Origin of the sequence: Desnuesiella massiliensis, assembly GCF_001403615.1 — a bacterium.
Classification (GTDB): domain Bacteria; phylum Bacillota; class Clostridia; order Clostridiales; family Clostridiaceae; genus Desnuesiella; species Desnuesiella massiliensis.
This window is the reverse complement of the sequence record NZ_LN879455.1, coordinates 410,007-432,969: the sequence shown is the minus strand read 5'-3', so window position 1 is coordinate 432,969 and position 22,963 is coordinate 410,007. Positions and strand designations below refer to the sequence as shown.

20 protein-coding genes are annotated in these 22,963 nt (G+C 33.7%); 7 read left to right on the top strand and 13 right to left on the bottom strand.

Features of this window, described 5'->3' with window-relative positions; translation table 11 throughout:
* Window positions 1-58 precede the first annotated feature (58 nt).
* Entirely contained in the window at window positions 59-571 is a 513-nt protein-coding gene (locus tag BN2665_RS08765; RefSeq protein ID WP_055666733.1) for an amidase domain-containing protein, read from the bottom strand.
* Between the two features lie 54 nt (window positions 572-625).
* Window positions 626-1,525, bottom strand: a complete 900-nt coding sequence (locus BN2665_RS08760; protein WP_154674904.1) for an SDR family oxidoreductase — start codon at window positions 1,523-1,525, stop codon at window positions 626-628.
* A gap of 193 nt (window positions 1,526-1,718) precedes the next feature.
* On the opposite strand from BN2665_RS08760, the gene BN2665_RS08755 reads away from it, so the two are divergent.
* A complete protein-coding gene (locus BN2665_RS08755; protein ID WP_055666732.1) occupies window positions 1,719-2,642 on the top strand; it encodes a DUF2935 domain-containing protein in 924 nt (307 codons plus the stop codon).
* Window positions 2,643-2,731: 89 nt separating this feature from the next.
* On the opposite strand, the gene BN2665_RS08750 is transcribed toward BN2665_RS08755, so the two are convergent.
* Both BN2665_RS08750 and BN2665_RS08745 read right to left on the bottom strand, forming a co-directional pair.
* Window positions 2,732-3,403, bottom strand: coding sequence for a manganese catalase family protein (locus BN2665_RS08750; protein WP_055666731.1), 672 nt, complete (start codon window positions 3,401-3,403; stop codon window positions 2,732-2,734).
* A 176-nt stretch (window positions 3,404-3,579) separates the two neighbouring features.
* Window positions 3,580-4,146, bottom strand: coding sequence for a CD3073 family putative ECF transporter S component (locus tag BN2665_RS08745; RefSeq protein ID WP_055666730.1), 567 nt, complete (start codon window positions 4,144-4,146; stop codon window positions 3,580-3,582).
* 179 nt (window positions 4,147-4,325) lie between these two features.
* Between BN2665_RS08745 and BN2665_RS08740 the strand changes: the two genes are divergently transcribed.
* Window positions 4,326-4,808 carry a CD3072 family TudS-related putative desulfidase gene (locus BN2665_RS08740; RefSeq protein WP_055666729.1) on the top strand — a complete coding sequence of 161 codons (483 nt, stop codon included), beginning with the start codon at window positions 4,326-4,328 and terminating at the stop codon, window positions 4,806-4,808.
* Window positions 4,809-5,172: 364 nt separating this feature from the next.
* On the opposite strand, the gene BN2665_RS27570 is transcribed toward BN2665_RS08740, so the two are convergent.
* The 4 genes from BN2665_RS27570 to BN2665_RS08725 form a co-directional block, all read right to left on the bottom strand.
* Entirely contained in the window at window positions 5,173-5,574 is a 402-nt protein-coding gene (locus BN2665_RS27570) for a group II intron maturase-specific domain-containing protein (protein ID WP_242865920.1), read from the bottom strand.
* A complete protein-coding gene (locus BN2665_RS27565) occupies window positions 5,561-6,031 on the bottom strand; it encodes a reverse transcriptase family protein (RefSeq protein ID WP_242865919.1) in 471 nt (156 codons plus the stop codon). Before BN2665_RS27565 ends, BN2665_RS27570 begins: the two co-directional genes overlap by 14 nt.
* 550 nt (window positions 6,032-6,581) lie before the next feature.
* A complete protein-coding gene (locus tag BN2665_RS08730) occupies window positions 6,582-7,214 on the bottom strand; it encodes a superoxide dismutase (RefSeq protein ID WP_055667109.1) in 633 nt (210 codons plus the stop codon).
* A 142-nt stretch (window positions 7,215-7,356) separates the two neighbouring features.
* The gene (locus tag BN2665_RS08725) at window positions 7,357-8,982 is read right to left on the bottom strand and encodes a SulP family inorganic anion transporter (RefSeq protein WP_055666728.1); all 1,626 of its coding nucleotides are present in this window, start codon (window positions 8,980-8,982) and stop codon (window positions 7,357-7,359) included.
* Window positions 8,983-9,161: 179 nt separating this feature from the next.
* Between BN2665_RS08725 and BN2665_RS08720 the strand changes: the two genes are divergently transcribed.
* Window positions 9,162-10,616, top strand: coding sequence for an MFS transporter (locus BN2665_RS08720; protein ID WP_055666727.1), 1,455 nt, complete (start codon window positions 9,162-9,164; stop codon window positions 10,614-10,616).
* A gap of 36 nt (window positions 10,617-10,652) precedes the next feature.
* On the opposite strand, the gene BN2665_RS08715 is transcribed toward BN2665_RS08720, so the two are convergent.
* The gene (locus tag BN2665_RS08715) at window positions 10,653-12,044 is read right to left on the bottom strand and encodes an MATE family efflux transporter (RefSeq protein ID WP_055666726.1); all 1,392 of its coding nucleotides are present in this window, start codon (window positions 12,042-12,044) and stop codon (window positions 10,653-10,655) included.
* A 279-nt stretch (window positions 12,045-12,323) separates the two neighbouring features.
* On the opposite strand from BN2665_RS08715, the gene BN2665_RS08710 reads away from it, so the two are divergent.
* The 4 genes from BN2665_RS08710 (at window position 12,324) to gltA (ending at window position 18,050) form a co-directional block, all read left to right on the top strand.
* A complete protein-coding gene (locus tag BN2665_RS08710; RefSeq protein WP_055666725.1) occupies window positions 12,324-14,267 on the top strand; it encodes a sigma-54-dependent Fis family transcriptional regulator in 1,944 nt (647 codons plus the stop codon).
* Window positions 14,268-14,567: 300 nt separating this feature from the next.
* A complete protein-coding gene (locus tag BN2665_RS08705; protein ID WP_055666724.1) occupies window positions 14,568-15,641 on the top strand; it encodes a 2,3-butanediol dehydrogenase in 1,074 nt (357 codons plus the stop codon).
* Between the two features lie 90 nt (window positions 15,642-15,731).
* Entirely contained in the window at window positions 15,732-16,625 is an 894-nt protein-coding gene (locus tag BN2665_RS08700) for a sulfide/dihydroorotate dehydrogenase-like FAD/NAD-binding protein (RefSeq protein ID WP_055666723.1), read from the top strand.
* A gap of 42 nt (window positions 16,626-16,667) precedes the next feature.
* Window positions 16,668-18,050, top strand: coding sequence for an NADPH-dependent glutamate synthase (gltA, locus tag BN2665_RS08695; RefSeq protein WP_055666722.1), 1,383 nt, complete (start codon window positions 16,668-16,670; stop codon window positions 18,048-18,050).
* Window positions 18,051-18,778: 728 nt separating this feature from the next.
* Here gltA and BN2665_RS08690 read toward each other — a convergent pair.
* From BN2665_RS08690 to BN2665_RS08675, 4 genes are all read right to left on the bottom strand, one after another.
* Window positions 18,779-19,498, bottom strand: coding sequence for an ABC transporter permease (locus BN2665_RS08690; RefSeq protein ID WP_055666721.1), 720 nt, complete (start codon window positions 19,496-19,498; stop codon window positions 18,779-18,781).
* A 1-nt stretch (window position 19,499) separates the two neighbouring features.
* The gene (locus tag BN2665_RS08685) at window positions 19,500-20,411 is read right to left on the bottom strand and encodes an ABC transporter ATP-binding protein (RefSeq protein WP_055666720.1); all 912 of its coding nucleotides are present in this window, start codon (window positions 20,409-20,411) and stop codon (window positions 19,500-19,502) included.
* 171 nt (window positions 20,412-20,582) lie between these two features.
* A complete protein-coding gene (gene dhaS / locus BN2665_RS08680) occupies window positions 20,583-21,149 on the bottom strand; it encodes a dihydroxyacetone kinase transcriptional activator DhaS (protein ID WP_055666719.1) in 567 nt (188 codons plus the stop codon).
* A 199-nt stretch (window positions 21,150-21,348) separates the two neighbouring features.
* Complete coding sequence (locus BN2665_RS08675; protein ID WP_055666718.1) at window positions 21,349-22,953, bottom strand: CotH kinase family protein; 1,605 nt, start codon at window positions 22,951-22,953, stop codon at window positions 21,349-21,351.
* Window positions 22,954-22,963: the final 10 nt, after the last annotated feature.

Below are 22,963 nucleotides of genomic sequence, written 5' to 3'. Positions count from 1 at the left end.
AACTATAAATCACAGCAGTAAAAATTAAGCTTTTGCTGCTGTGATTTTTTACATATGCCTAGATTGTAATCTTTATAAAATGATGCCTTTTAGCTGGCCAGGAACTTGTATATGGAATGTTTAGAGCTTCGTAGGAATGCTGACTTACTAGAGGTTCTCCTCTACTAAAGGAAGTTATAATAGCAGAATGAAATATAGTTCCGCTGCTCCCCTCAAAAAATATGAAGTCTCCAAGCTCTAACTCTTTTTTATTAAAAACCTCCACTCCTTTTGCTCCAAAGTAATTGACGCTTTGATTAATCTTTAAATAGTAATATAAGGAGTTTGCCACAGTCCAAGGTATGGACCAAGTATCATCCATTACATTAGAGGTATTTTTATTATTATACCACCAAGGATGCTTAGGGTCATAGGTCATAGGAGCCCCTCCTGCATATAAACACTGTGACAGAAAATTAGCACAGTCTCCACTAGAATCTCCTATGAGAGGAAAATACCTATAAGCAGGATTAGGCTTTAAAGCAAAGGTTTTAGCATAAGCCACCGCATTACTTCTTAAATATTTGCTCATTTAACTCTCCTTAAAAGAACTATACTTACATAACATGAAATTAAAGAAAAAAGATTAAGAGCCTACATAACTACCACCATTTACATGAAGTATTTGCCCAGTAACATAACTAGAGTCCTCAGAAGCTAAATACACATAAGTAGGTCCGAGCTCTACAGGCTGACCAGCTCTTTTCATAGGAGTATCCAATCCAAAAGTTGTTATATATTCTGCTGGATAGCTGGCAGGTTGTAGTGGTGTCCAAATAGGACCAGGAGCAACACCATTAACTCTTATTCCTTTTGATACAAGAGAAATCGCCAATGAACGTGTAAAACTAACAATAGCTCCCTTTGTAGATGAATAATCAATAAGATACTTATTTCCTCTATAAGCTGTGACAGAGGCTGTGTTTATGATTGTACTACCACATTTAAGATATGGTAAAGCCGCTTTAGTAACATAGAATAGCGGAAAGATATTTGTACGGAAGGTATCCTCTAATTGTTCTGAAGTAATATCTTCAAGACTATTCTGAGGGAACTGCACTCCTGCATTATTAACTAGCACATCTAAATGTCCAAATGCGGAAATAGTTTCCTTAACTATCCTCTTACAGAAGCTCTCTTGCCTCAAATCACCAGAAATTATAATACACTTTCTTCCTTGAGCCTCTACTAGGGATTTTGTTTCTCTTGCATCCTCATGTTCATTAAAGTAAACAATAACAATATTTGCTCCTTCTTTAGCAAAGACTAAAGATACAGCTCTTCCAATTCCACTATCTCCACCAGTAATCAAAGCTACCTTATTTTTTAATTTGCCGCTTCCAGTATAGTCAGGGTTATCAAATATGGGTCTTGGATGCATAAGGGTTTCAAATCCAGGCTGCATAGGTTGATGCTGAGGTGGAAAGGTCATTGGAACTTCCTCGCATTTTGTTTTATAACCGAAATATGGATAGCAAAGAATCAAACTTATTCCTCCTATAAACACTATCTATTTTAATTATATGTTCAAGAGTTGAAAATGTTAAAATAATAAGTATAAAACTCTACTATAAAAATTGAATTATTATTATAAATTATAAAAATATTAAAATGTAGTAACAAAGATATTAAAATATCATATTATAATTATTGCAATATATTATATAAGAGAGGTAATCATGGCAGGAAGCGAACAATATGTAAAGCTCTCCTTAGAGCTAAATTTATTTTTCTTAAGGATATTAAAGGAACATGCTATCTTTGCAGCAGCTTCATTACCACCTAAGGATGTTCATATTTCCATGCAGTTTATTTCAATGAACAGAACCTTAGAGGCATTGCTTTCTAGAGCAATATCCTTGTCCCAAGGCAACATAAGCGAGGAAGTAAAAAATTCCTCCGAGCTAGTTACTGAATTTACTCTTCCAGCTGAACAGGCAGCCCAAACCTTAACAGGTATTCCTATCGATACTACTTTAACAGTTAGAGAGATGAACTTAGGTTATAGAAAAAATTATCCTACCAAAGAAAGCATAGTTAATCGAGTATCAGCCCTTAATCAGGACATAATTAAAGTGGGAAACTCAGCTATAAGATTTCAAACCAATATTCTTAATCAAATTCTATCCTGTAAAGCCTTCAGCTATACTTACCCATTAAACCTTGATCATGTCATAAGAGAGGCCCGTGCTTATATAAATACCCTTAGTAAGCTTCAAGCTAAACGAGATAAAGATGTAACACTAAAAGAGCTTATAGAAGAGGAAATTTTTTGGAATGATATAATGGAAGAACATTCTAAGTTCATAAGGGGATATTTAGATCCATCTGAAACTAAGCTATTTAGAAAGGCCAATGAATTTGCAGAAGAATTTGAGAAACTTGAGGAAAAAACAAAGGCACTTGTTAATAATCCAAGTAATGTCAAGTCCGTAACTGATGATAGTTATAAGCTTGTGACAGAATTGAGAAACTTTAAAAGGCAAGGAACGGAAGGCTTGTTACACTGTAAAATAAAAGCTATTATGCCCGCCCTATTAGCAGACCATGTAACTAGAGAAGCAAACTACTATTTAAGAATTCTTTGTGCTTTAAAAGTATAAGATAAGTCCTTCCAAGATAACTTGGAAGGACTTATTTGCTTAGTAGACTTATTTTTAATTAATAAAATTTGCATTATTAGCTAAAGCTTTTATTGTCTAGGATTAGTAAAGGATGGCGCTGTGGGGTTAGGATTTTCAAAAAATCTTCCTGGTGTAGATAAATCAAAGTAAAGCTTAGAATCTTCTGTTACCCCAAAATCTCTATTAGATCCAGTGTCTTTAACTTTATTTAATGCTTCTCTAAACAATGCATTATGAGCTTCTTCACGGTTTAATAAAAAATCAATAGTTTGTTTTACATACTTATCATTAATTTGACGATATAGATATTCATATACCACCTTTGCTCTTTGTTCTGAGGCTATATTCGAAAGTAGATCAGCCACTAAATCCCCTGTTACGGTTACATAATTTGCTGACCAAGGAGCCCCAGAAGAATTTGTTAACACAGGTGATAAACCTGATAAAACATGAGTTTCAATTTCTCCAGTACCTACAGTTTGATAATCTACATTATGTCCATTTAATAAATTTATAGTCTGTGCCACCATTTCCATATGACTTAACTCTTCTGCAGCAATATCTAAGAATAAATCCTTAATTTCTTGATTATTAATTCTAAAACTTTGAGATAAATACTGTAATGCTGCTTTTAATTCACCATTACCTCCACCAAGCTGCTCTTGCATTAGTACTGCATACTGAGGATTAACCTTATCAATTTTTACTTCATGCAGTAAATTTTTTTCGTGCTTAAACATTATAAGTCACTCCTTATGATTTTAATTTTAAACTCTCCATATAGTTTTAGAAATAATAATTGGTTTTATTCTATTTATTTAAGTTTTATTTATGTAATAAATTAAGGATAGTTTATTCTGTAATAATTAAAAACACCTAGATTTAACTAGATGTCCTCAATTACTCTTTAATTTCTCTACATTCCCCTGCTAATTTCCCTCTCAGGCCTAAAAGCAGCAGGCAATGCTTGTATCAATAGAAATACTATTAAACAAGAACCAATCTTATCCAAAAGATTACTGACAACTTTAGTTTGGAAGGATGCTGCAAAAATATTACTTCCACTCTTTTGCAGCCATAGGAATAAGAAATCAAGACCTGTACCTGTTAATCCTCCGTATACCCAAATTCCAATAGGCGTTCCAATCAACGGAGCCACTACACTTAATATCAATCCAGTTATGATGGCTGTAACAAAATTAAAGCTAAATTTTCTGCTTATGAATCCCACAACTAAGGCTACTACTACGCTTACAATCAAAAATGGTATATCTTTAGGATTAAAAATAATTCCGGTAATTAAATTTGTAAGCCCTCCTACTGCGGCACCATACCAAGGACCATAATAAACTGCTATAAATATTGTTCCTATAGTATCTAAATATAATGGCAATTTTAAACTGCTAGTAATTATACCTAGCACTATATTTAATGCTATAGCTACTGAGCATAATACCATGATTCTAACCTTATTATTTCTCATTTCTTTCACCTACCTTTAATATTATTTTCCAATAAGATTATATTGTTGTCTCATTAGAAACTCCAATACTTTTTCATAATACAGTCGTAACCAACCATAGAATTTATCAATAATTAAAAAGTTTCTAAATTTTCATGGTATAATCTAAATTTAATAATATATGAATCAGAGGTATCAGAATGGATAGAAATAAAAAGCTTATAATAGTAAGTCACTGCATACTTAACCAAAATAGTGTAGTAGCTCCATTAGCTAGAGCAAAAGGTCCCTTTCCTATAGCAAAAATATTCTTAGATATGGGTGTAGGTGTGCTTCAACTTCCCTGTCCCGAATTCAAATTTTTAGGACCAACGAGAGTTCCTATGTCCAAAGAAGAGTACGATACAAAAGAATACAGAGAATTGTGCAAGAACTTATTTATACCAATTATAGAGGATATAAAAAAATACATATCTGCAGGATATGAAATCAAGGGAATTATAGGCATCAATGAAAGCCCTACTTGCAGTATTACAGGCAACCGTGGAATATTTATGGAAGAGATTTTTAAACTGTTAGAAAAAGAAGAGATTTTTATAGATTATTTAGAAGTACCTACAGACTATAGTGAGGATAGTAATTATATAGATTTTGAACAGCAAGTTCTGAAATTATTAAAATAGACCACGACACTCTAAATAAAAATTGCGATGCAATTTTTATTAAAAGGCTATTCTCTAGCCTTTTTTTAATGCACAGTTCACAATTCACAATGAAGGAAATTTTTTCTCCGCTAATGCTACGAAAAAAATTAGGAGTTTGTAAAGCGTGGCTAATGATTAGCCACAACTTTTTTAGAGTGGCAAAGCCACTAAAAATTATAATTAAAGATTTTTCATAGAGTAAGGTCGAAAAATCCTCCCCATTGTGCACTGTGCATTGGTAGAGTAAGTCGGTGGCTAATCGCCACCTTCTCCTCATCAAACCGTGCGTGCGATTTTCCCGCACACGGCTTTCCGACATTCTTCTTTCTAAGGCATTACGACTTTAATAAGCTAGTTTCTTTAGTCCCATTTCTTTGAGTTTATTTACTACCTCTTTAATCCATCTATGTCGAGGTCTGTTTTGTTTCTTGCTATTATACCAAATGGTAAATCTTTGTATGATATACCAGTCTATTTTACTCAGCTGTTTGTTTGAGTATTTTAATTTATAGTAGTTTCTAAGTCCTACTATTTTCCTATTTATTATTTTGACTAATTCATACATTTCTTTCTTTAGATTTGCTCTGTTTCCTAAAACCTCTTTCACTTTCTTCTTCATATTGTCCATTGCCTTTTTACAGGGTATTTGTATTGTGGTGTTATATCTTTGTCCTTTCCTGCTTTCTATTTGGCTACGTCTATGATGAAATCCTAGAAAGTCAAATCCTTCTTTACCGTCCCACATATTCACAAATCTTGTTTTCTCTTTTAGGTCTGAAACCATAGGAATATTCCTTAAAATCTGCTTCAAATATAGGCTCGATAATTATTTTAGTAGCTGTTTGTACTATTCTATCCTTTATTATCGGTATTCCTAATGGTCTTTTCTTTCCATCTTTCTTGGGTATATATACTCTTTTAACTGGCTTAGGATTATAATGATTTTCTATTAATTCTTGCTGTATTTCTTTGAGAAGCTTGCTCTCTCCATATTCTACAACATCATCAATATAGATTTCATCTATTCCTCCAATTCCCTTATTGGCTTTTACTTGTTTCCATGCTTTCATTAAGATATCTTCTCTATATACTTTGTCATATAGAGCATGAAACTTTCGTCTCTTATTAGTCTTGGCACTTAGATATAGTTTCCTCTGAAGTTTTCGAGCTTTGTCTATGGTGTTGTTAGCTTTCGCATTCACTCACTCTTACCTCCTTTGAAAACTTGAATGAAGCAGAGTTCCTTCCCTATATGCAGTTTTGTTGTCTGCATAATCTTTGGTACTATGAACTCCTCCGACTCCTTCTCTGCTGAATAACAATTTCGCTTTTAACTTATATGTTTTCATTTTACGGCTTTCGCCGTGCAGAGGAAGGCCTCTCCAGTTCCAAACCATACTTTAAATACATGTCGTTTTCCCTATACCGAAGGATTCTTTGATGGTGTTATCCAAGTTCTTCCCATCTTCCGTGGTCTTCGCCCCAATGCACTAGGCTCGACTTCCTCTTTGTCTACTTTCGCAGTCTATGCTTACGATACGGCAAAATTCACTTTATGTTACGACCTGTATTTTCGCTCGCACCTTCTCAGGTACTTCACCCTCACGCTTCATACCCAGTATTTCTACTACGCATGGTGATTGGCTACTAGGCTTCTTGGCAATTACCTTGACTGGACTTTCACCAGTTAGCATGGTTCAGCTTAGCTGGACGCACTGAATTGTGCATTAAAAAAGCGACCTAAGTCGCTTTTTATCTATATTCCCTCTCTACTTCATTCCAATTCACTACATTCCACCAAGCATCTATATAATCTGCTCTTTTATTCTGGTATTTTAAATAATAAGCATGCTCCCATACATCAATGCCTAATATAGGTTTTATGCCTGCCATTATTGGACTATCTTGATTAGGCATAGATATTATCTTTAGCTTCCCATCCTTATCTTTTATAAGCCAAGCCCATCCGCTGCCGAATCTTCCTAGGGCCGCCTCCTTAAATTCTTTTTTAAAGTTTTCAAAGGAACCAAAGGCTTTATCAATATCAGCTTTAAGTTTTCCTTTTGGTATTCCATACTTATCCTTGCCCATAATTCTCCAAAATAAAGAATGATTATAGTGTCCTCCACCATTATTTCTTACCGTTTCCCTAATATCCTCTGGCAAGGTGTTTAAATTCATCAGTAGCTCTTCAATAGTCTTTCCTTTTAGCTCAGGGTGTTTATTTATAGCTTCGTTTAATTTATCCACATAAGTTCCATGATGCTTTTCATAATGAATCTGCATGGTTCTAGCATCAATGAAGGGCTCAAGGGCATCATAACTATAAGGCAATTCTGGAAGCTTGAATTCTCCCCCTTGAACTGCACTAGTTTTCAAAGACATCAATTGAGATAGTACTAAAGTAAAGGCTAAAATAGTAGAAATAATAAATTTTGTTCTAAAGTTATTTTTATGCATTGAATAATCCTCCTCTGTCTTTATGTTTTTAGTTATGCCATATAATGAGGAGGATTATTCATAATTTTTATGCCGCTGATTCTAAAGCTTCATTTATATGTTGAAAAACTGACTCTTCTCCAATTAAATCAATGAAGCCCATATTCTCTAATACCTTTTTAGGCTGCTCTTGAACTTCTGATAAGTATAATTTTACATTATGATGTTTGCATCTCTCATACACTCTTTCTAGTGCCTCAAGGGCTGAAGCATCCATGGCATTAGCATTTTTCATATCCAATATTAACACGTCGTATTTAGGATGTATTTCTTTCATAACCTCCATAAATTTATTTACCACTCCAAAGAAGAATGGTCCATTTATTTCATAGATCAAAACCTTATCGCTCCAACTACTTTGTAGCTCTTTTTCTTCTAAATCATCATAATCTAAATTAGCACTTTCAATTCTTGTAGTATCCGCGGCTCTTTTCATAAATAAGAACATTGCTATAACCATTCCAATTTCAATAGCTATCACTAGATCAAAAACTATAGTCAATATAAAGGTTAAAAGAAGAATTGCTACATCGCTCTTAGGTGCTTTAAGCAAGGAATACATAGATTTCCATTCACCCATATTATAAGAAACAATGATTAATATAGCTGCTAAAGTAGTCATAGGTATAAGTTTTGCCAAAGGCATAAAAACAAGCATTATAAGTAATAAGGTAACAGCATGTACTATTCCTGCAATGGGACTTCTACCTCCATTTTTAACATTAGCAGCCGTTCTAGCAATGGCACCAGTAGCAGGTATTCCTCCAAACAAAGCTGAAACCACATTAGCTACTCCTTGAGCTACTAATTCCATATTAGAATCATGTTTGCCACCTATCATTCCATCTGCCACTACCGCTGACAGCAAGGATTCAATAGCAGCTAATATTGCTATGGTCAAAGCTGGATTAAATAAATTTTTCAAGGTTTCAAAGTCAACCTTTGGTAAAGCCGGCATTGGAATAGCAGAAGATATATTGTTATAACGACTCCCAATAGTTTCTACGGGAAGATTGAAAATCTGAACTGCTAAAGTAGCCACTACTAAGGCTATTAAAGATCCTGGTATACTTTTATTTACTTTTGGCCATAAAATCATTATTAATAAGGATCCAAGGCCTACTAAAAAAGCGGATAGATTAAAAGTATTCATATGTTGAAAATAGACTTGCCATTTATGTATAAATTCAGCAGGTACATTTGAAATATTAAGTCCTAAAAAATCTTTAACCTGTGTAGAAAGCAAGGTTATAGCAATACCTGAGGTAAACCCTACGGTTATAGGATATGGTACAAATTTTATTATGCTTCCTAGCTTCATAAAACCTAGTATTATCAATATAACTCCAGCCATAAGGGTAGAAATTATAAGTCCCTGAATACCATGCTGCTGAATTATACCATATACTATAACCACAAAAGCTCCTGTGGGGCCGCCAATCTGTACTCTACTTCCGCCAAGAAAAGATATAAAAAATCCTGCCATAATAGCCGTTATAAGACCCTTTTCTGGAGACACCCCTGAGGATATTCCTAGGGCTACAGATAGCGGCAAAGCAATAATAGCTACTATGATTCCAGCAATTACATCCCTTGCTATCTTCTCTTTGGTAATCTCTTTTCTCTCCATCATTCTAAACAGTTTAGGTTTCATTTTTAATTCCCCCAATATAATATTATCCATACAAGATGATACGCCTTATTATAAAAGCTGTCAAAACAAGTTTTAACATATTTCAAGATCATTGTGTAAAATTCTCTTTTAAAATCGCTGGTTACTATGTTAAGATAATCTCATGTGATGTTAAATAATACTATGTTAGGAGTGTTAACTTGGAAAATGCAACCTATAATAATGGACATAGAAAAATACCCCTGGCTGATAAAATAGGTTATGGCTTGGGTAATTTTAGTACTGGTGTAGCCATTCAAGTGGTAGGAGCTTACTTGGTTTTCTATTGTACTGCTGTGCTTGATATCCCTGGGAGCTTGGTAGGTATAGCAGTAAGCTTAGGAGTAGTTTGGGATGCTATCACCGATCCTTTAATGGGATATTTCTCTGATATCACTAAATCTAGAACCTTCGGCAGAAGGCATCTATATTTAATTATTGGCGGAATAGGTATGGCTCTTAGTAATTTCTTCCTATGGAATATAAGCTCATCTTTCTCAACTTCCACAAAGTTTACCATAGTTTTAATAGATATTCTTGCAGTGAAGACCTTTATGACTATCTTCATAACTCCCTATACAGCTTTGGGTGCGGAGTTATCTAATGATTATAACGAAAGAACCTCTATTCAAGGGATTAAAACTATTTTCTTCTTATTGGGACTTTCCTTTGTATCCGTAGTTGGTATGTATATTTTCTTTCAGCCTAGTGCAGAATACCCCGTTGGACAGTTAAATCCAGAAGCTTACAAAAATATGGGCTTATTTTCTTCTATTATAGTTATAATTTTTGCCCTAGCCTGTTTTTTTTCAACAAAAAAATATATATCAATATTAAATCAGCATGAGCAAAATAATGAGATTAAAGGTGGTATACTAGCACTTTTTAATTCTTTTAAGGATATATTTATCAATAAAAGCTTTAGATATGTAGCCTTTGCTTACATGTTTAACAATATAGCCTCTGCTTTGTTATCCAATATAGGCCTTCATGTTTTTACTTATACCTTTAGCTTAACCAGTCAACAAATTGCCATTATTGTAGGAGTTCAATTTTTATTCAGTATGCTTTCTCAGCCAATTTGGACATATACCTCTAAAAAGTTGGACAAGAAACCTTCCATGATATTAGGTTTAATTATATGTATGATAGCTAGTTTAATCTTTATAGTGACGGTGTTATTAAAGGACTATGTACAGGGAAATATAATTTACTTTTTACCCTTTGCCATATTGGGCGGCTTTGGGACAGGAGGTTTATTTACTTTACCTCTTTCTATGATTGCAGATGTTATCGACCTAGATGAGCTAAATACAGGAAAGCGTTCAGAAGGCTCCTATTACGGTTGTCTTACTTTATTTTATAAACTTTCTCAATCAGTGGCACTATTTCTAATTGGAATTTTATTAGATTTAGTCAAATTTGATTCTAGTCTTACTGTACAAAGTAATAGTACAGTAATTATTCTTGGATTAATATTAGGTATAGGGCCTATAATCAGCTTTATACTCTCTCTTTTAAGTCTGAATAAATATGATCTTACAAGGACAAAGGTAGAAAATATTCAAAGAAGAATTATAGAAAGAAACCATAAAAATAAAGGCTTAACTTTTTAGTTAGCCTTTTTATTATATTCATATGCATGTTTATTTTTAAGCACTTATATTCTCATTAATATTTTCCACCATACTATTAATCCACTTATTAGATATAAACCTTCTTATAAGTATAACCACCTTTATCACCTCTTCTGTACAAGAGCATAATACCACTAAGGGTATAGGCAGCTTTAAAATAAAGGCTGCAATAAAGGCCATAGGTATTCCTATAAACCAAAGAGTTATACCTTGAACCAATAATCCATATTTAGCATCCCCTCCACCTCTAAGTATCCCAACTATAACCATAGCATTATAAACCTTTATCATCATGAATATAGCATAGATGTACAATATATATCTTGAATGCTCAATCACCATTTGTGATACATTAAAGAAAGAAAGTATTAATGGTGTTGAGATAAATAATATAATAGACAAAATCATACCGACAACTAAAGACACTGCACAGAGTCGTTTTGCATAGAGCTTGCCCCTTTCCTCATTTCCTGCTCCTATCTCTTTTCCTACTATCACCACAGATGCATTAGCTAGCCCAAAGGTTATTATCATAAATAAATTAAGCACTGTAGAACAAATTTGCACTGAAGCAGAAGCTTGTGTCCCTATTCTTCCATATATAATAGCATAGGTTACATTTCCAAGCCCCCAGCAGGCCTCATTTAACACTACAGGAATTATTGCTGAATAAGTTGAAGCTGTAAGTTGCTTAGAGCTCCCAACACAATCTTTCGGTCTTACAGACAATATTCCTTTTGATATGTAAATGTATGTTAAAAGCACAGCGCATTCCAAGACTCTAGCTATTACAGTAGCCAAAGCAGCTCCTCTAACTCCCATAACAGGCAATCCAAGCTTCCCAAAAATTAATATATAATTTAAAATACCGTTGGTAATTAATCCCACAAAACTAGCAACCATAGGGACTAATGTGTTTTCTATACTTCTTGAAGCGCTAGCAAAATTAAAGGTTATAGTAGTAAATATATAGCTTATACATACTATTTTTATATAATCTGATCCTATAGCTATAACCTCTGGATCTTTATTAAATATTGACATTATATTTTCTGGTATAATTAAAGCTACTATAGTAAAGGCAATAGTTACAATAATACCGATTATTAACCCTATGCATAATACTCTTCTTATATTTTCCTTATCTTTCTTCCCCCATAATTGAGCTATGAATACAGAAATTCCAGAGCTTATCCCCATAACTATCAAGCTGAATATAAAATAATATTGATTAGCTATACCTACAGAAGCCAGCTCCACTTCCCCCACCATACCTATCATTACAGTATCTAGCATATTCAAAGAGGATGCAATGAGATATTGCAAAACAATAGGTAAAGCCAAAACAAAAACTCCTTTATAAAACTTTCTGTCATAAAACAATTCTTTAACTCTTAATTTATACATTGTTATTCACTTCCTTTATATTAATTGCAAAAATAAAAAGACAACCCACTTTGAGTTTTTTAAGTGGGTTGTCAAACACTTGTTATCTGATTTATAAATCATCAAACATGATATTAAATTTCTATTATAAAATTGCTCAAGGAGTATTATATCAACGTAGATTTTAGCTGTCAATAAATCATATAATTATTTTACAAGATTATCTTGTACCACCTAGGTTTAAATTTAGTATATAATTTAAGTATATGTAATTTCATTTAGCTACGGGAGGTAACAAACATGGATGATTATATAAATTTTATAGCGGAAGCTTGGAGAGAATTTATAGCTACAGGTAATACGCATCCTAAAGTAAGAAGCGAAATAGCAGATTCTTGGAGAAGATGCAAAAGCTATGGTGTAGATCCCATGAATGGCCGAGGCATTAATAATTATAAGCATCCTGAAGTCTTAACAAGTGAAAATGCTGAGCTTATCTCTGTGGCAAAACCTATAATGGAGAGCATCTACAGCATAGTTGCTGGCTCTGGCTTTTCTATAATCTTAACCGATAAAGATGGATATATCGTGGAGGTAATTGGCGATAAAGATATAATGGAAAGAGCTGATAAGTTAAACTTTGTTAAAGGAGAGCTATGGACGGAGGCCTGCGTTGGAACTAACGCTATAGGCACAGCACTTTATTTAGATAAGCCTATACAAACTATTGGAGCAGAGCATTTTGGAATTAACCAACATTCATGGACATGTTCCGCTTCCCCTATTCATGATGAGGATGGTAATTTAATAGGCTGCATAAATATGTCAGGTAACTCTTATAGTGCCCATTCTCATACCTTAGGTATTGTTACCTCAGCAGCTCAATCCATACAAAAGCAATTAGCTCTTATAATATCTTATAATCTTATGAATATAACCTTTGACTCTATTTCAGAAGGCATGATTGTATTGAATGATCAATTAAAAGTAAAAAGAATCAATGATAGAGCTATGGAGATTTTAAATATAAAGGCTGAAGAAGCAATAAAGATGGATATTATCCATACTTTGTCCAATATTAATTTTAATGAAATTATCTGTAATAGCCGCAAAACCTTTAATAATGTAGAATGTGATTTTTATATAAAAGGAAATAGAATTAAGTGCATTATAAATGCTGTGCCAATGAAGGTTAATGAAAAGCTGGTAGGCATTGTCATAACCTTTAGGGAGGCTCAATATGTTCATAAACTAGTTAATAAAGTAGTTGGCTATAAAGCTTCTTATAATTTTGAAGATATAATAACCAAAAACGAAAAAATGAATGCTATGATTAGCTTCGCTAAGAAGGCAGCTAAAAGTGATTGCAATATTTTAATTCAAGGAGAAAGCGGAACAGGAAAGGAGCTCATAGCTCAATCCATCCATAATTATAGTAAGAGATCCCCTGGGCCCTTCGTAGCCGTAAACTGCGCATCTATTCCTAGAGAATTAGTAGAAAGTGAACTTTTTGGGTATGAAAAAGGAGCCTTTACCGGTGCATCTAAAGATGGCCACCCTGGAAAATTTGAGCTAGCAGACGGAGGAACTATATTCCTAGATGAAATAGGTGAATTGCCTTTAGATATACAGACAAAGCTTCTTAGAGTATTAGATAATAATAAAGTCATAAGGGTTGGGAGCACCTATGAAAAGCAGCTAAATGTAAGGGTTATAGGGGCCACTAATAGAGTTTTAAAAGAAGAAATAAAAAAGAAAAACTTTAGGGAAGACCTATATTATAGATTAAATGTCATGAATATAAATACCATTCCCTTAAGAAATAGAAAAGAGGATATAGAAGTTCTAGTTCAACATTTTGTAAAGATTCTATCTATCAAAAATGGTCATTTAAATAAGGCTGTAAGAAAAGATTATATAAATGAGCTAATGAAATATCCTTGGCCAGGTAATGTAAGAGAACTTAGAAATGTGGTAGAAAGAGACTACTATTTAAGTGATGGAGACTTGGTGGCTGCTTACGCTATAGAGGATAATGCTATAGAGAATATTATTGTAGAAAATTCTACACATGAAGTAGAAGAAAATATACCTTTAATATCTATACAATCCTTAGAAAAGCAAAGCATTGAAAAAGCATTGGTTAATTGCAAAGGAAATATAGTTAAGGCATCTACTATTTTAAATATAAGCAGATCTACCTTATATAGAAAAATTAAAAAATATAATATCCAGGTTGACTAATGCAATTTTAAAAAATGTATCAAAATGAGAATTATATCTTTCTGTAGCATAATGACACATAATTATTGTGTCATTATGCTACACTTTTTTTATTCGATAACAAAATATAATCAATCTCCTTTGTATAAAATTTATCAAATGTTCATATATATTGTTATTTATTCTACATATTCAGCCTATAATATCACAACTATCAATATATTTTTCATCTCATAAAAAAGTTGGCAAGGTTATTGCTATTATATATCTGTGAATAAATTAACAACAATACTAGAATAGTTATATTTAGGAGGATTAATCATGAAGGCAGCATTATGGTATAAAAAGAATGATGTAAGAGTTGAAGAAATCGTAGAACCAGTAGTAACAAAAGGTTCAGTAAAAATTAAAGTTAAATGGTGTGGAATCTGTGGTTCAGATTTACATGAATATTTAGGAGGACCAATATTCATACCAGTTGGACAACCTCATCCCTTAAGTGGAAATACAGCACCTGTAGTTTTAGGACATGAGTTCTCAGGAGAAGTTGTAGAGGTTGGTGAAGGAGTAACCAAGCTTAAGGCTGGAGACAGAGTAATAGTGGAACCCATCGTAGCCTGTGGCAAATGTCCTGCTTGTTTAGAAGGCAAATATAACCTTTGTTCTTCTCTAGGTTTCCATGGACTTTGCGGAAGCGGTGGCGGACTTGCTGAATACACTGTATTCCCTCAAGAATATATTCATAAAATTCCAGATACTATGTCCTATGAAAAAGCTGCTTTAGTAGAGCCTATGGCGGTAGCATTACACTCCATAAGAATTGCTAACTTCAAAACTGGAGATACTGCTTTAGTGCTAGGTTCAGGTCCTATAGGCTTAGCTACTATTGAATGTTTAAAGGCTGCAGGCGCTAAGCTTGTAATAGTTCTTCAAAGAAAATCCATAAGACAAGAATATGCTAAAAGAGCTGGTGCTGACATAGTGCTTGATCCAAATGAAGTAGATATAGCTGCAGAGGTTAAAAAGCTTACAGACGGTGTTGGCGTAGACGTAGCCTTTGAAACTACAGGAGCTAAAATAGGTTTTGATACAGGATTAAATAGCTTAAAATTTGAAGGTACTTTAGTAGTAACTAGTATCTGGGAAAATGAAATAAGCTTTAATCCAAATCTTCTAGTATTTAGTGAAAAGAAAATTATAGGAACCTTAGCTTATAGACATGAGTTCCCAGCAACTATTGCTCAAATGAGCGACGGAAGAGTAAAGGCTGAAGGTTATATAACAAAGAAAATTCATTTAGATGATATAGTAGAAGAAGGTTTCGGAGCATTAACTGGACCAGAAAAGAAAAAACATGTAAAAATCTTAGTAACTCCGGACAAATCTCTTTTATAAAAAGCAACAAAAGCTATTGGTATAACTACAGATTATACCAATAGCTTAATTAGGTTTATTACGTCAATGTTAAAATATGGAGGAATGAAAATGTACAGAATAGTAAAAAAATCCTTACTAGCACCAAATATTTATCTCATGGATATAGAGGCGCCAAGAGTGGCTAAGTCTTGCTATCCTGGTCAATTTGTTATAGTTAAGATGGATGAAAAGGGAGAAAGAATTCCTCTTACCATCTGCGACTATGACAGAGAAAAGGGTACAGTGACCATAGTATTCCAAACCTTAGGACAATCCACTAAGATAATGGCTACTTATGAAGAAGGTGGAGCTTTTGCAGACTTCGTAGGACCACTTGGACAACCTTCTGAAATGGTGCATGAAGATTTAGAGAGTTTAAAAGCTAAGAAGATAATGTTCATAGCTGGAGGGGTAGGAACAGCTCCAGTATATCCTCAAGTTAAATGGCTTCATGAAAAAGGCATCAAAGCAGATGTTATAGTAGGAGCTAAAACTAAGGACATAGTTATATTAGAAGAAGAAATGAAAACTGTAGCAGGAAATCTATATATAGCTACAGATGATGGATCTTCTGGCTTTAAAGGCTTAGTTACAGATCAATTAAAGGACTTAGTACAAAATCAAGGAAAGAAATATGATTTCGTGGTAGCTATAGGAACAATGATAATGATGAAGTTCGTAGCAATGCTTACTAAAGAATTAAATATTCCTACTATAGTAAGCTTAAATCCAATAATGGTGGATGGTACTGGTATGTGCGGTGCTTGCAGAGTAACTGTAGGTGGAGAAGTTAAGTTTGCCTGTGTTGATGGCCCAGAGTTTGATGGACACTTAGTAAACTTTGATGAGGCTATGAGAAGACAAACTATGTATAAATCAGAAGAAGGAAGAAAGGTACTAAAGACAGAAGAAGGAGACACTCACCATCATGGTGGATGTGGCTGCGGTAGGCATAATGATTAATAATCATTATGTGCGCGAAAGGAATACAAGGAGGGATAAATAATGGATAGAATGAAGAGAACCCCAATAAAAGAACAAGATCCAAAAGTAAGAGCTAATAATTTTGAAGAAGTATGTTTAGGATATTCCTTAGAGGAAGCAGTTTTGGAAGCATCAAGATGCTTAAATTGCAAAAACCCAAGATGTGTTGGGGATTGTCCTGTTTCTATTAACATACCAGAATTTATAGAGCAAGTTAAAAGTGGTAACATAGAAGAAGCAGCAAAGATTATTGCTAAATCTAGTGCACTGCCAGCAGTTTGTGGAAGAGTCTGTCCACAAGAAAGCCAATGTGAAGGAAAATGTGTCCTTGGCATAAAAGGTGAAGCAGTAGCTATAGGAAAGCTTGAAAGATTTGTAGCGGACTGGTCAAGAGAAAACAAGGTAGACTTAAGTGAAGTAGAAGAAAATAAGAATAAAAAGGTTGCAGTAATAGGAAGTGGACCAGCAGGGCTTACCTGTGCAGGCGACTTAGCCAAAAAAGGCTATAATGTAACTATATTTGAAGCACTACATGAGCCAGGTGGAGTTTTAGTATACGGTATTCCGGAGTTCAGACTTCCAAAGGATACTGTAGTTAAGCATGAAATAGAGAATGTTAAAAAGCTTGGAGTAAAAATTGAAACTAATGTTATAGTGGGAAGAACTGTAACTATAGATGAGCTTATGGAGGAAGAAGGCTTTGAGGCAGTATTCATAGGCTCTGGAGCAGGACTTCCAAACTTTATGGGCATACCAGGTGAAAATGCTAATGGTGTAGCTTCTGCTAACGAATTCTTAACAAGAAACAACCTTATGAAGGCCTTCAAAGAAGAGTACTCCACTCCTATAAGAGTTGGACAGAAGGTAGCTGTAGTAGGGGGAGGAAATGTGGCTATGGACGCTGCTAGAACTGCTTTAAGACTAGGAGCAGAGGTTCATATAGTTTATAGAAGATCTGAATCAGAACTTCCAGCTAGAGTAGAAGAAGTACATCATGCTAAGGAAGAAGGAGTAATCTTTGACCTTTTAACTAATCCTATAGAGATATTAACCGATGAAAAAGGCTGGGTTAGCGGAATGAAATGCATAAAAATGGAGCTTGGAGAACCTGATGCTTCAGGAAGAAGAAAGCCAGTAGAAGTTCCAAATTCTGAGTTTATCATGGATGTGGACACAGTAATCATGTCCTTAGGAACTTCCCCAAATCCATTGATTTCATCTACAACAAAGGGTCTAGATATAAATAAGAGAAAATGCATCATCGCTGAAGAAGAAACAGGTTTAACCTCTAGAGAAAGAGTATATGCTGGAGGAGATGCTGTTACAGGAGCAGCTACGGTTATTCTAGCTATGGGTGCTGGTAAGAAGGCAGCTAAGGCTATTAATGAGTTCTTAAGTAAATAATCATTCTAAATAAAAATTACGAAATAATTTTTATTTAGTGCACAATTCACAATGAAGGAAATTTTTTCTTAACTGACATTACGAAAAAATGTGAATTTATAAAGCGTGGCTAATGCTTAGCCACGCTTTACTTTTATAAAAAATATAATCATAGATTTTTCGTAGAGTAACGGAGAAAAATCAACTATAATTGTGCATTGTGAATTGTGAACTGTGAATTAAAAAAGCATTTTTTAAGTTTTTTATTTACTTTATTCTTTTATCTCTGAACTCTAATCTTTGAAAAAGCATAATATATAATAAAGTAATTATTAAGGAGCGTTATAATTTCTATGAATGACTATTATAACTTAAATAGATGAGGTTGCACCAACACTTCTCCTGTAGGGAGTCCAAATGCTGTACAAAACTATAATCCTCCTGAGAGGCCCGTCCCAGCTTTTATACCTTCAAAAGAAAAAGCTAAAGCAATGGGTTTTACAAAAGCGCCTAATGCAAAAACCATTGCTCCTAATACTGCTATTCCTTGCTTATTTAAATTTACCTATATATGGCTAAACAACCATGCTGAATTTTGGTCCAAACCTATATTGATTAATAAGAACTTTTTAGGCTGCTGGATTTGGAATAAATCTCATTGGTATTATAGTGAAATAAACTTAATGAATATTGAATGTTTTATATGTTATTAGGCATAGATTACTACACAAAGTGATAATCTATATTTTTTAATCCTTCAAAGCTTTCTGATATATCAATGCCAATGCTCCTATTACTACAACTCCTATGGCTATTAAGGGTATTATTAAACTTAAAGTTATTCCATCAGAAGCAGTCAAAATCTTCATAGAATGGGTTGCTGGAAATACTTTGCTTACCTTTACAAAGAAGCTTGGCAACATATTTGATGGAAACATGATTCCACTAAGCAATAAAGAAGGTAAAAAAACAAGCTGCGATAACATAGTCATGGTAGAGATTTTTTTAGCGGTTATTCCTATAAGGATGCCTATAAGGATACTAATAGTAATAAACAGCAGCAAAGCTAAGAAATAACTAAGTGGATTTGTTGGAAGGTTTGCTTTAAATATAATGGGCGCTGATATATAGATGATTACAGAGACTATACACATATGCACTAAGGCAGATATAAAATTTGTTGCAAGCATTGCCCATAGAGGAACATTAGCTACCTTATAAGCCTTTTTGGACTCAGAGGCAAACAACTCAAGCAAAGGATCTGGAGTTCCAAAAAATGCTCCCATTGAAATACTAAATATGGTCATGGACTGTATTAAGGTCTGTTGTGAAAGAGGGTTTATTGTTGAAAATACAGAACCCATTACTAAATAGAAAATAAGAGGTATTATATAATAAGCAAGCAAAATGCCTTTATTCCTAAAATCAAGCTTCCATTGTAAAATAGCGCTATAAATAAATCCACTCATGTTATATCACCTCTCTTTTAGTATTTATAATTTCTATAAATCTTTCCTCTAAGGACGTTCCTTCAACCTTTATATCTGTGATGATATCCTGTTTTTCCTTAACTACTTGTATTATTTCATTTAATCCCTCAGTAATATTGTCCACAATTAAAGTAATATAGTCTTGAGAAATTTCTTCTACACTGCTATATTTATAGTTCTTATTATTAAGTAGTGTACTGTTTAGAGTTTTTACTATTACTTTCTTGTTTCCCTTTCCTGCTGCAGACACTTCATAAGGTGTTCCTGTAGCTGCAATCTTACCTTTAAATATAATTGCCATTCTATCACATAAGGCTTCTACCTCTGCCATATCATGACTTGCTAAAATTATGGTAGCCCCTTTCTCCTTAAGCTTTCTTATCTCATTGTGAAGGTTTATTCTCCCTTCTACGTCAAGACCTGCAGTGGGCTCATCTAAAATAATCAGCTTAGGATTATGTGCTGTTGCCAGTGCTAAGTGTAACCTTCGCTTCTGTCCTGCTGACAGAGTACTGTATTGCTTTTTGTAGCAATCTTTAAGTCCGTATATTTCAAGTAAATCTTCTCTAATAGCTACCTTTTGCCATTTACAAAAAAGAGTCATAGCTTCTACAACTGTCATATTTCCCTGAAGTGATGTAGATTGAAGCTGAACGCCTATTAACTTATAAATATTTTTATTTTTCATCACATTCTCACCGAAGATGTTAATTGTTCCCTTATCAAAGGATTTTACTCCTTCAATGCATTCAAGAGTCGTAGTTTTTCCTGCTCCATTAGGGCCAAGAATTCCAAATATTTCCCCCTCTTTGACCTCTAAACTAAGACTGTTCACTGCGGTAAAATTACCATAGTTTTTTGTAAGATTATTCACACATAAAGCCAAACTCACAATTATTCTCCTCCTCCTACTTATTCTAATGTTATACCCTTAGTTTTATTATAGTATATTAGACAACTTAACGCGCAATACCTTCAATTATTTTCTATTAATTTAATTATTTTCAAAGTAGCATAAGCAATAAGTAGCTTAAAAAAATAAACCGTAATAAACAAAAGTTTATCACAGCTTATTTTCATATCTTTGCAAGGCTTTTATAAAGTTTCCTTCTACTAGCTCATTAAGCTCCTTAATAATAAATTCAGGTTTTTCCTTCATACCATTTTTCATCCATTGAATTACCAGCCCAGTAAAAGCAAGAGTATAGAAATTAGCAATAAATTTCTTATCTTCTTCCTTTACATTCATATTGCTTGAAACCTCATTAACCACTCCCATGATTAAATCATTAGTTACAGAATAAAGATAATTGTCTAAGTGCTCTCTTCCTAAAGAATTCAAGGTATTAATGCAAAGGTCTTTATTATCCTCTATATATAAAAAGATTTTATAAAATCCCTCTGTCCAAGTGTCGTAACTCCTATACTGAGCTATGCTTTCCACAGCTTCTGTCTTATATATCCACCCTACCAATTCAAAAATATCTTGAAAATGATAATAAAAGGTTTGTCTGTTAACTCCGCAGTTATCTACTACATCCTTAACAGATATTTTATTTAGAGGAGTTCTCTTCATCAATTCCTTTAGAGAATTTGCAATAGCCTTCTTTGTTATTAAAGAACTAGACATTCCATCACCTACTATTTATCAAAATACTACTCAAAATCATGTATAAATTATACCTAAATATTGATATTATCTCAATAAATCATTAGCTAACTGTGGCTTTAAAATTATTAAATTTCTATTAAGGTATGGTAAAAAAATAAAAATATCTAAAGGCAGCTTTTCTAATTGACATCTTTAAAACAAAACGCGTTTCTTTGATTTACTTTCTGCCACCCATCCTACTATCATCCATGGTTGTATTACCTGTAGTAGGAAGCTCCCCTGACAATTGCTTCTTAATATTTTCAATCCTATCCCTTATATAATTTATAATGGAAGTTGAACCGCCCATGATGCCCCCGCCAGGGCCACCTTTCATGTCACCACCATTAGGACCACCTTTCATATCTCCCTGTGGCGGAACTGGTCTATTGCCTTTTTCAAATCCAGGCATATCTTGAGGTCTCTGCCCGTTTGCTGCACCTTGGTTTGTGTTCTGTGAAGCCCCTGTAGCAGCATCGGGTTTGTTCTGCGATTTATCTTGAGAAGGCCCTACCGGAATGTTAGTATTTGCACTAACATCTGTAGTGCTATATTTTATGTTTGCTTCGAACTGCTCCATAGTGTAAAACTTACTAGGATCTGCCTCTACGTAAGGTCTTATAATAGTAGCAAGTTCTTCCACCCTTTTTTTAAAATTTTCCAAGTAGTTAAGAAGTTGTTTTATATACTCATGATATTTTGTCTTATATTCCTCTACAGCTAATAAATTATTTATTAAAGGAAGATTCTTTATATTAACCCCCATTACCGGCTCATCAATAGGAATAGTTGTAAGATTTCCTCCTCCAAAGCCTGCCATGGACATGTTATAGTCCCAAGGAATAACTGTAAATTTGCCCTCTTGTTCATACAAATAATAATTTTGAACTAGGTTTCCGCTATAGCTATCGTAATTACCTAGTACAGTGTTAGCCGCTATATATCTTAATGCACTATCTACATCTAAAACTTTTTCAATATTTCTCTTCTGTCCCTGTGGCATTTCATTTAAAATCTTTATAAAGTTTTTAAGGTCAGCTTTTGTTTCATCCTTTCCTACCTTTAGCTCACTCTTATCATAATTGCTTCCTTCAACATATTGAAGGGTACTTCCCTGTCCCTGTTTGTATAAATTTCCATTATTGCTACCAAAGTTATTTTCTAAAAAGCTGTCATCAAGGGCTTCAACACAAAGATAAAAACCATATAGCTTGCCATTAATATAAAGATTTGCAAAAGCTGTTTCTGGAACCTGAGCACCTATAGACTTAAGAGCTTCATAGCTTAAATATTCACGCATATATGATGGATCTGAGTACATATTATTTACAACAAATTCATCTAATCCAAGAAGATTTTGTCCCTTTACATATTTATCAAGTTTAATTCTAAAGCTATAACGGTCAGAACTGCTATTAGCCACTGATCTTAAAGTAAGATTCCCTTTTGTTCTAAAACCTACATTGTCCAAGGTTACATCACCCACCGTAACCTTAGCGCTTTTATACTCTTCAGCCATAGGATCTTCTATAATACTTTTAAAATCCTTTTCTGCTATTTCCACCTTGATATCTATTACTCCATCTTTTTTAAATATTGCCTCATAATCTGAAGCTGTTTTAGAGGATGTTTTTTCTCCATTCTTTGTTTCAGATTGCTTGGTAGCAGAACCTATAGTGTTGCTTTTACTATTTGCATATATTTTATAAACTAGTGCTGTAGCTATAAATATAGTTACAATACAAACAGCTATTATTTGTTTTATTCTAGTATTGTTCTTCATATTAAACTCC

Excerpts from the sequence above, each read along its gene's own strand:
- BN2665_RS08765 (WP_055666733.1), bottom strand. The coding sequence starts at position 571 with ATGAGCAAATATTTAAGAAGTAATGCGGTGGCTTATGCTAAAACCTTT.
- BN2665_RS08755 (WP_055666732.1), top strand. The coding sequence starts at position 1,719 with ATGGCAGGAAGCGAACAATATGTAAAGCTCTCCTTAGAGCTAAATTTA.
- BN2665_RS08750 (WP_055666731.1), bottom strand. The coding sequence starts at position 3,403 with ATGTTTAAGCACGAAAAAAATTTACTGCATGAAGTAAAAATTGATAAG.
- BN2665_RS08745 (WP_055666730.1), bottom strand. The coding sequence starts at position 4,146 with ATGAGAAATAATAAGGTTAGAATCATGGTATTATGCTCAGTAGCTATA.
- BN2665_RS08740 (WP_055666729.1), top strand. The coding sequence starts at position 4,326 with ATGGATAGAAATAAAAAGCTTATAATAGTAAGTCACTGCATACTTAAC.
- BN2665_RS27570 (WP_242865920.1), bottom strand. The coding sequence starts at position 5,574 with ATGTGGGACGGTAAAGAAGGATTTGACTTTCTAGGATTTCATCATAGA.
- BN2665_RS08730 (WP_055667109.1), bottom strand. The coding sequence starts at position 7,214 with ATGTCTTTGAAAACTAGTGCAGTTCAAGGGGGAGAATTCAAGCTTCCA.
- BN2665_RS08725 (WP_055666728.1), bottom strand. The coding sequence starts at position 8,982 with ATGAAACCTAAACTGTTTAGAATGATGGAGAGAAAAGAGATTACCAAA.
- BN2665_RS08715 (WP_055666726.1), bottom strand. The coding sequence starts at position 12,044 with ATGTATAAATTAAGAGTTAAAGAATTGTTTTATGACAGAAAGTTTTAT.
- BN2665_RS08710 (WP_055666725.1), top strand. The coding sequence starts at position 12,324 with ATGGATGATTATATAAATTTTATAGCGGAAGCTTGGAGAGAATTTATA.
- BN2665_RS08705 (WP_055666724.1), top strand. The coding sequence starts at position 14,568 with ATGAAGGCAGCATTATGGTATAAAAAGAATGATGTAAGAGTTGAAGAA.
- BN2665_RS08700 (WP_055666723.1), top strand. The coding sequence starts at position 15,732 with ATGTACAGAATAGTAAAAAAATCCTTACTAGCACCAAATATTTATCTC.
- gltA (WP_055666722.1), top strand. The coding sequence starts at position 16,668 with ATGGATAGAATGAAGAGAACCCCAATAAAAGAACAAGATCCAAAAGTA.
- BN2665_RS08690 (WP_055666721.1), bottom strand. The coding sequence starts at position 19,498 with ATGAGTGGATTTATTTATAGCGCTATTTTACAATGGAAGCTTGATTTT.
- dhaS (WP_055666719.1), bottom strand. The coding sequence starts at position 21,149 with ATGTCTAGTTCTTTAATAACAAAGAAGGCTATTGCAAATTCTCTAAAG.
- BN2665_RS08675 (WP_055666718.1), bottom strand. The coding sequence starts at position 22,953 with ATGAAGAACAATACTAGAATAAAACAAATAATAGCTGTTTGTATTGTA.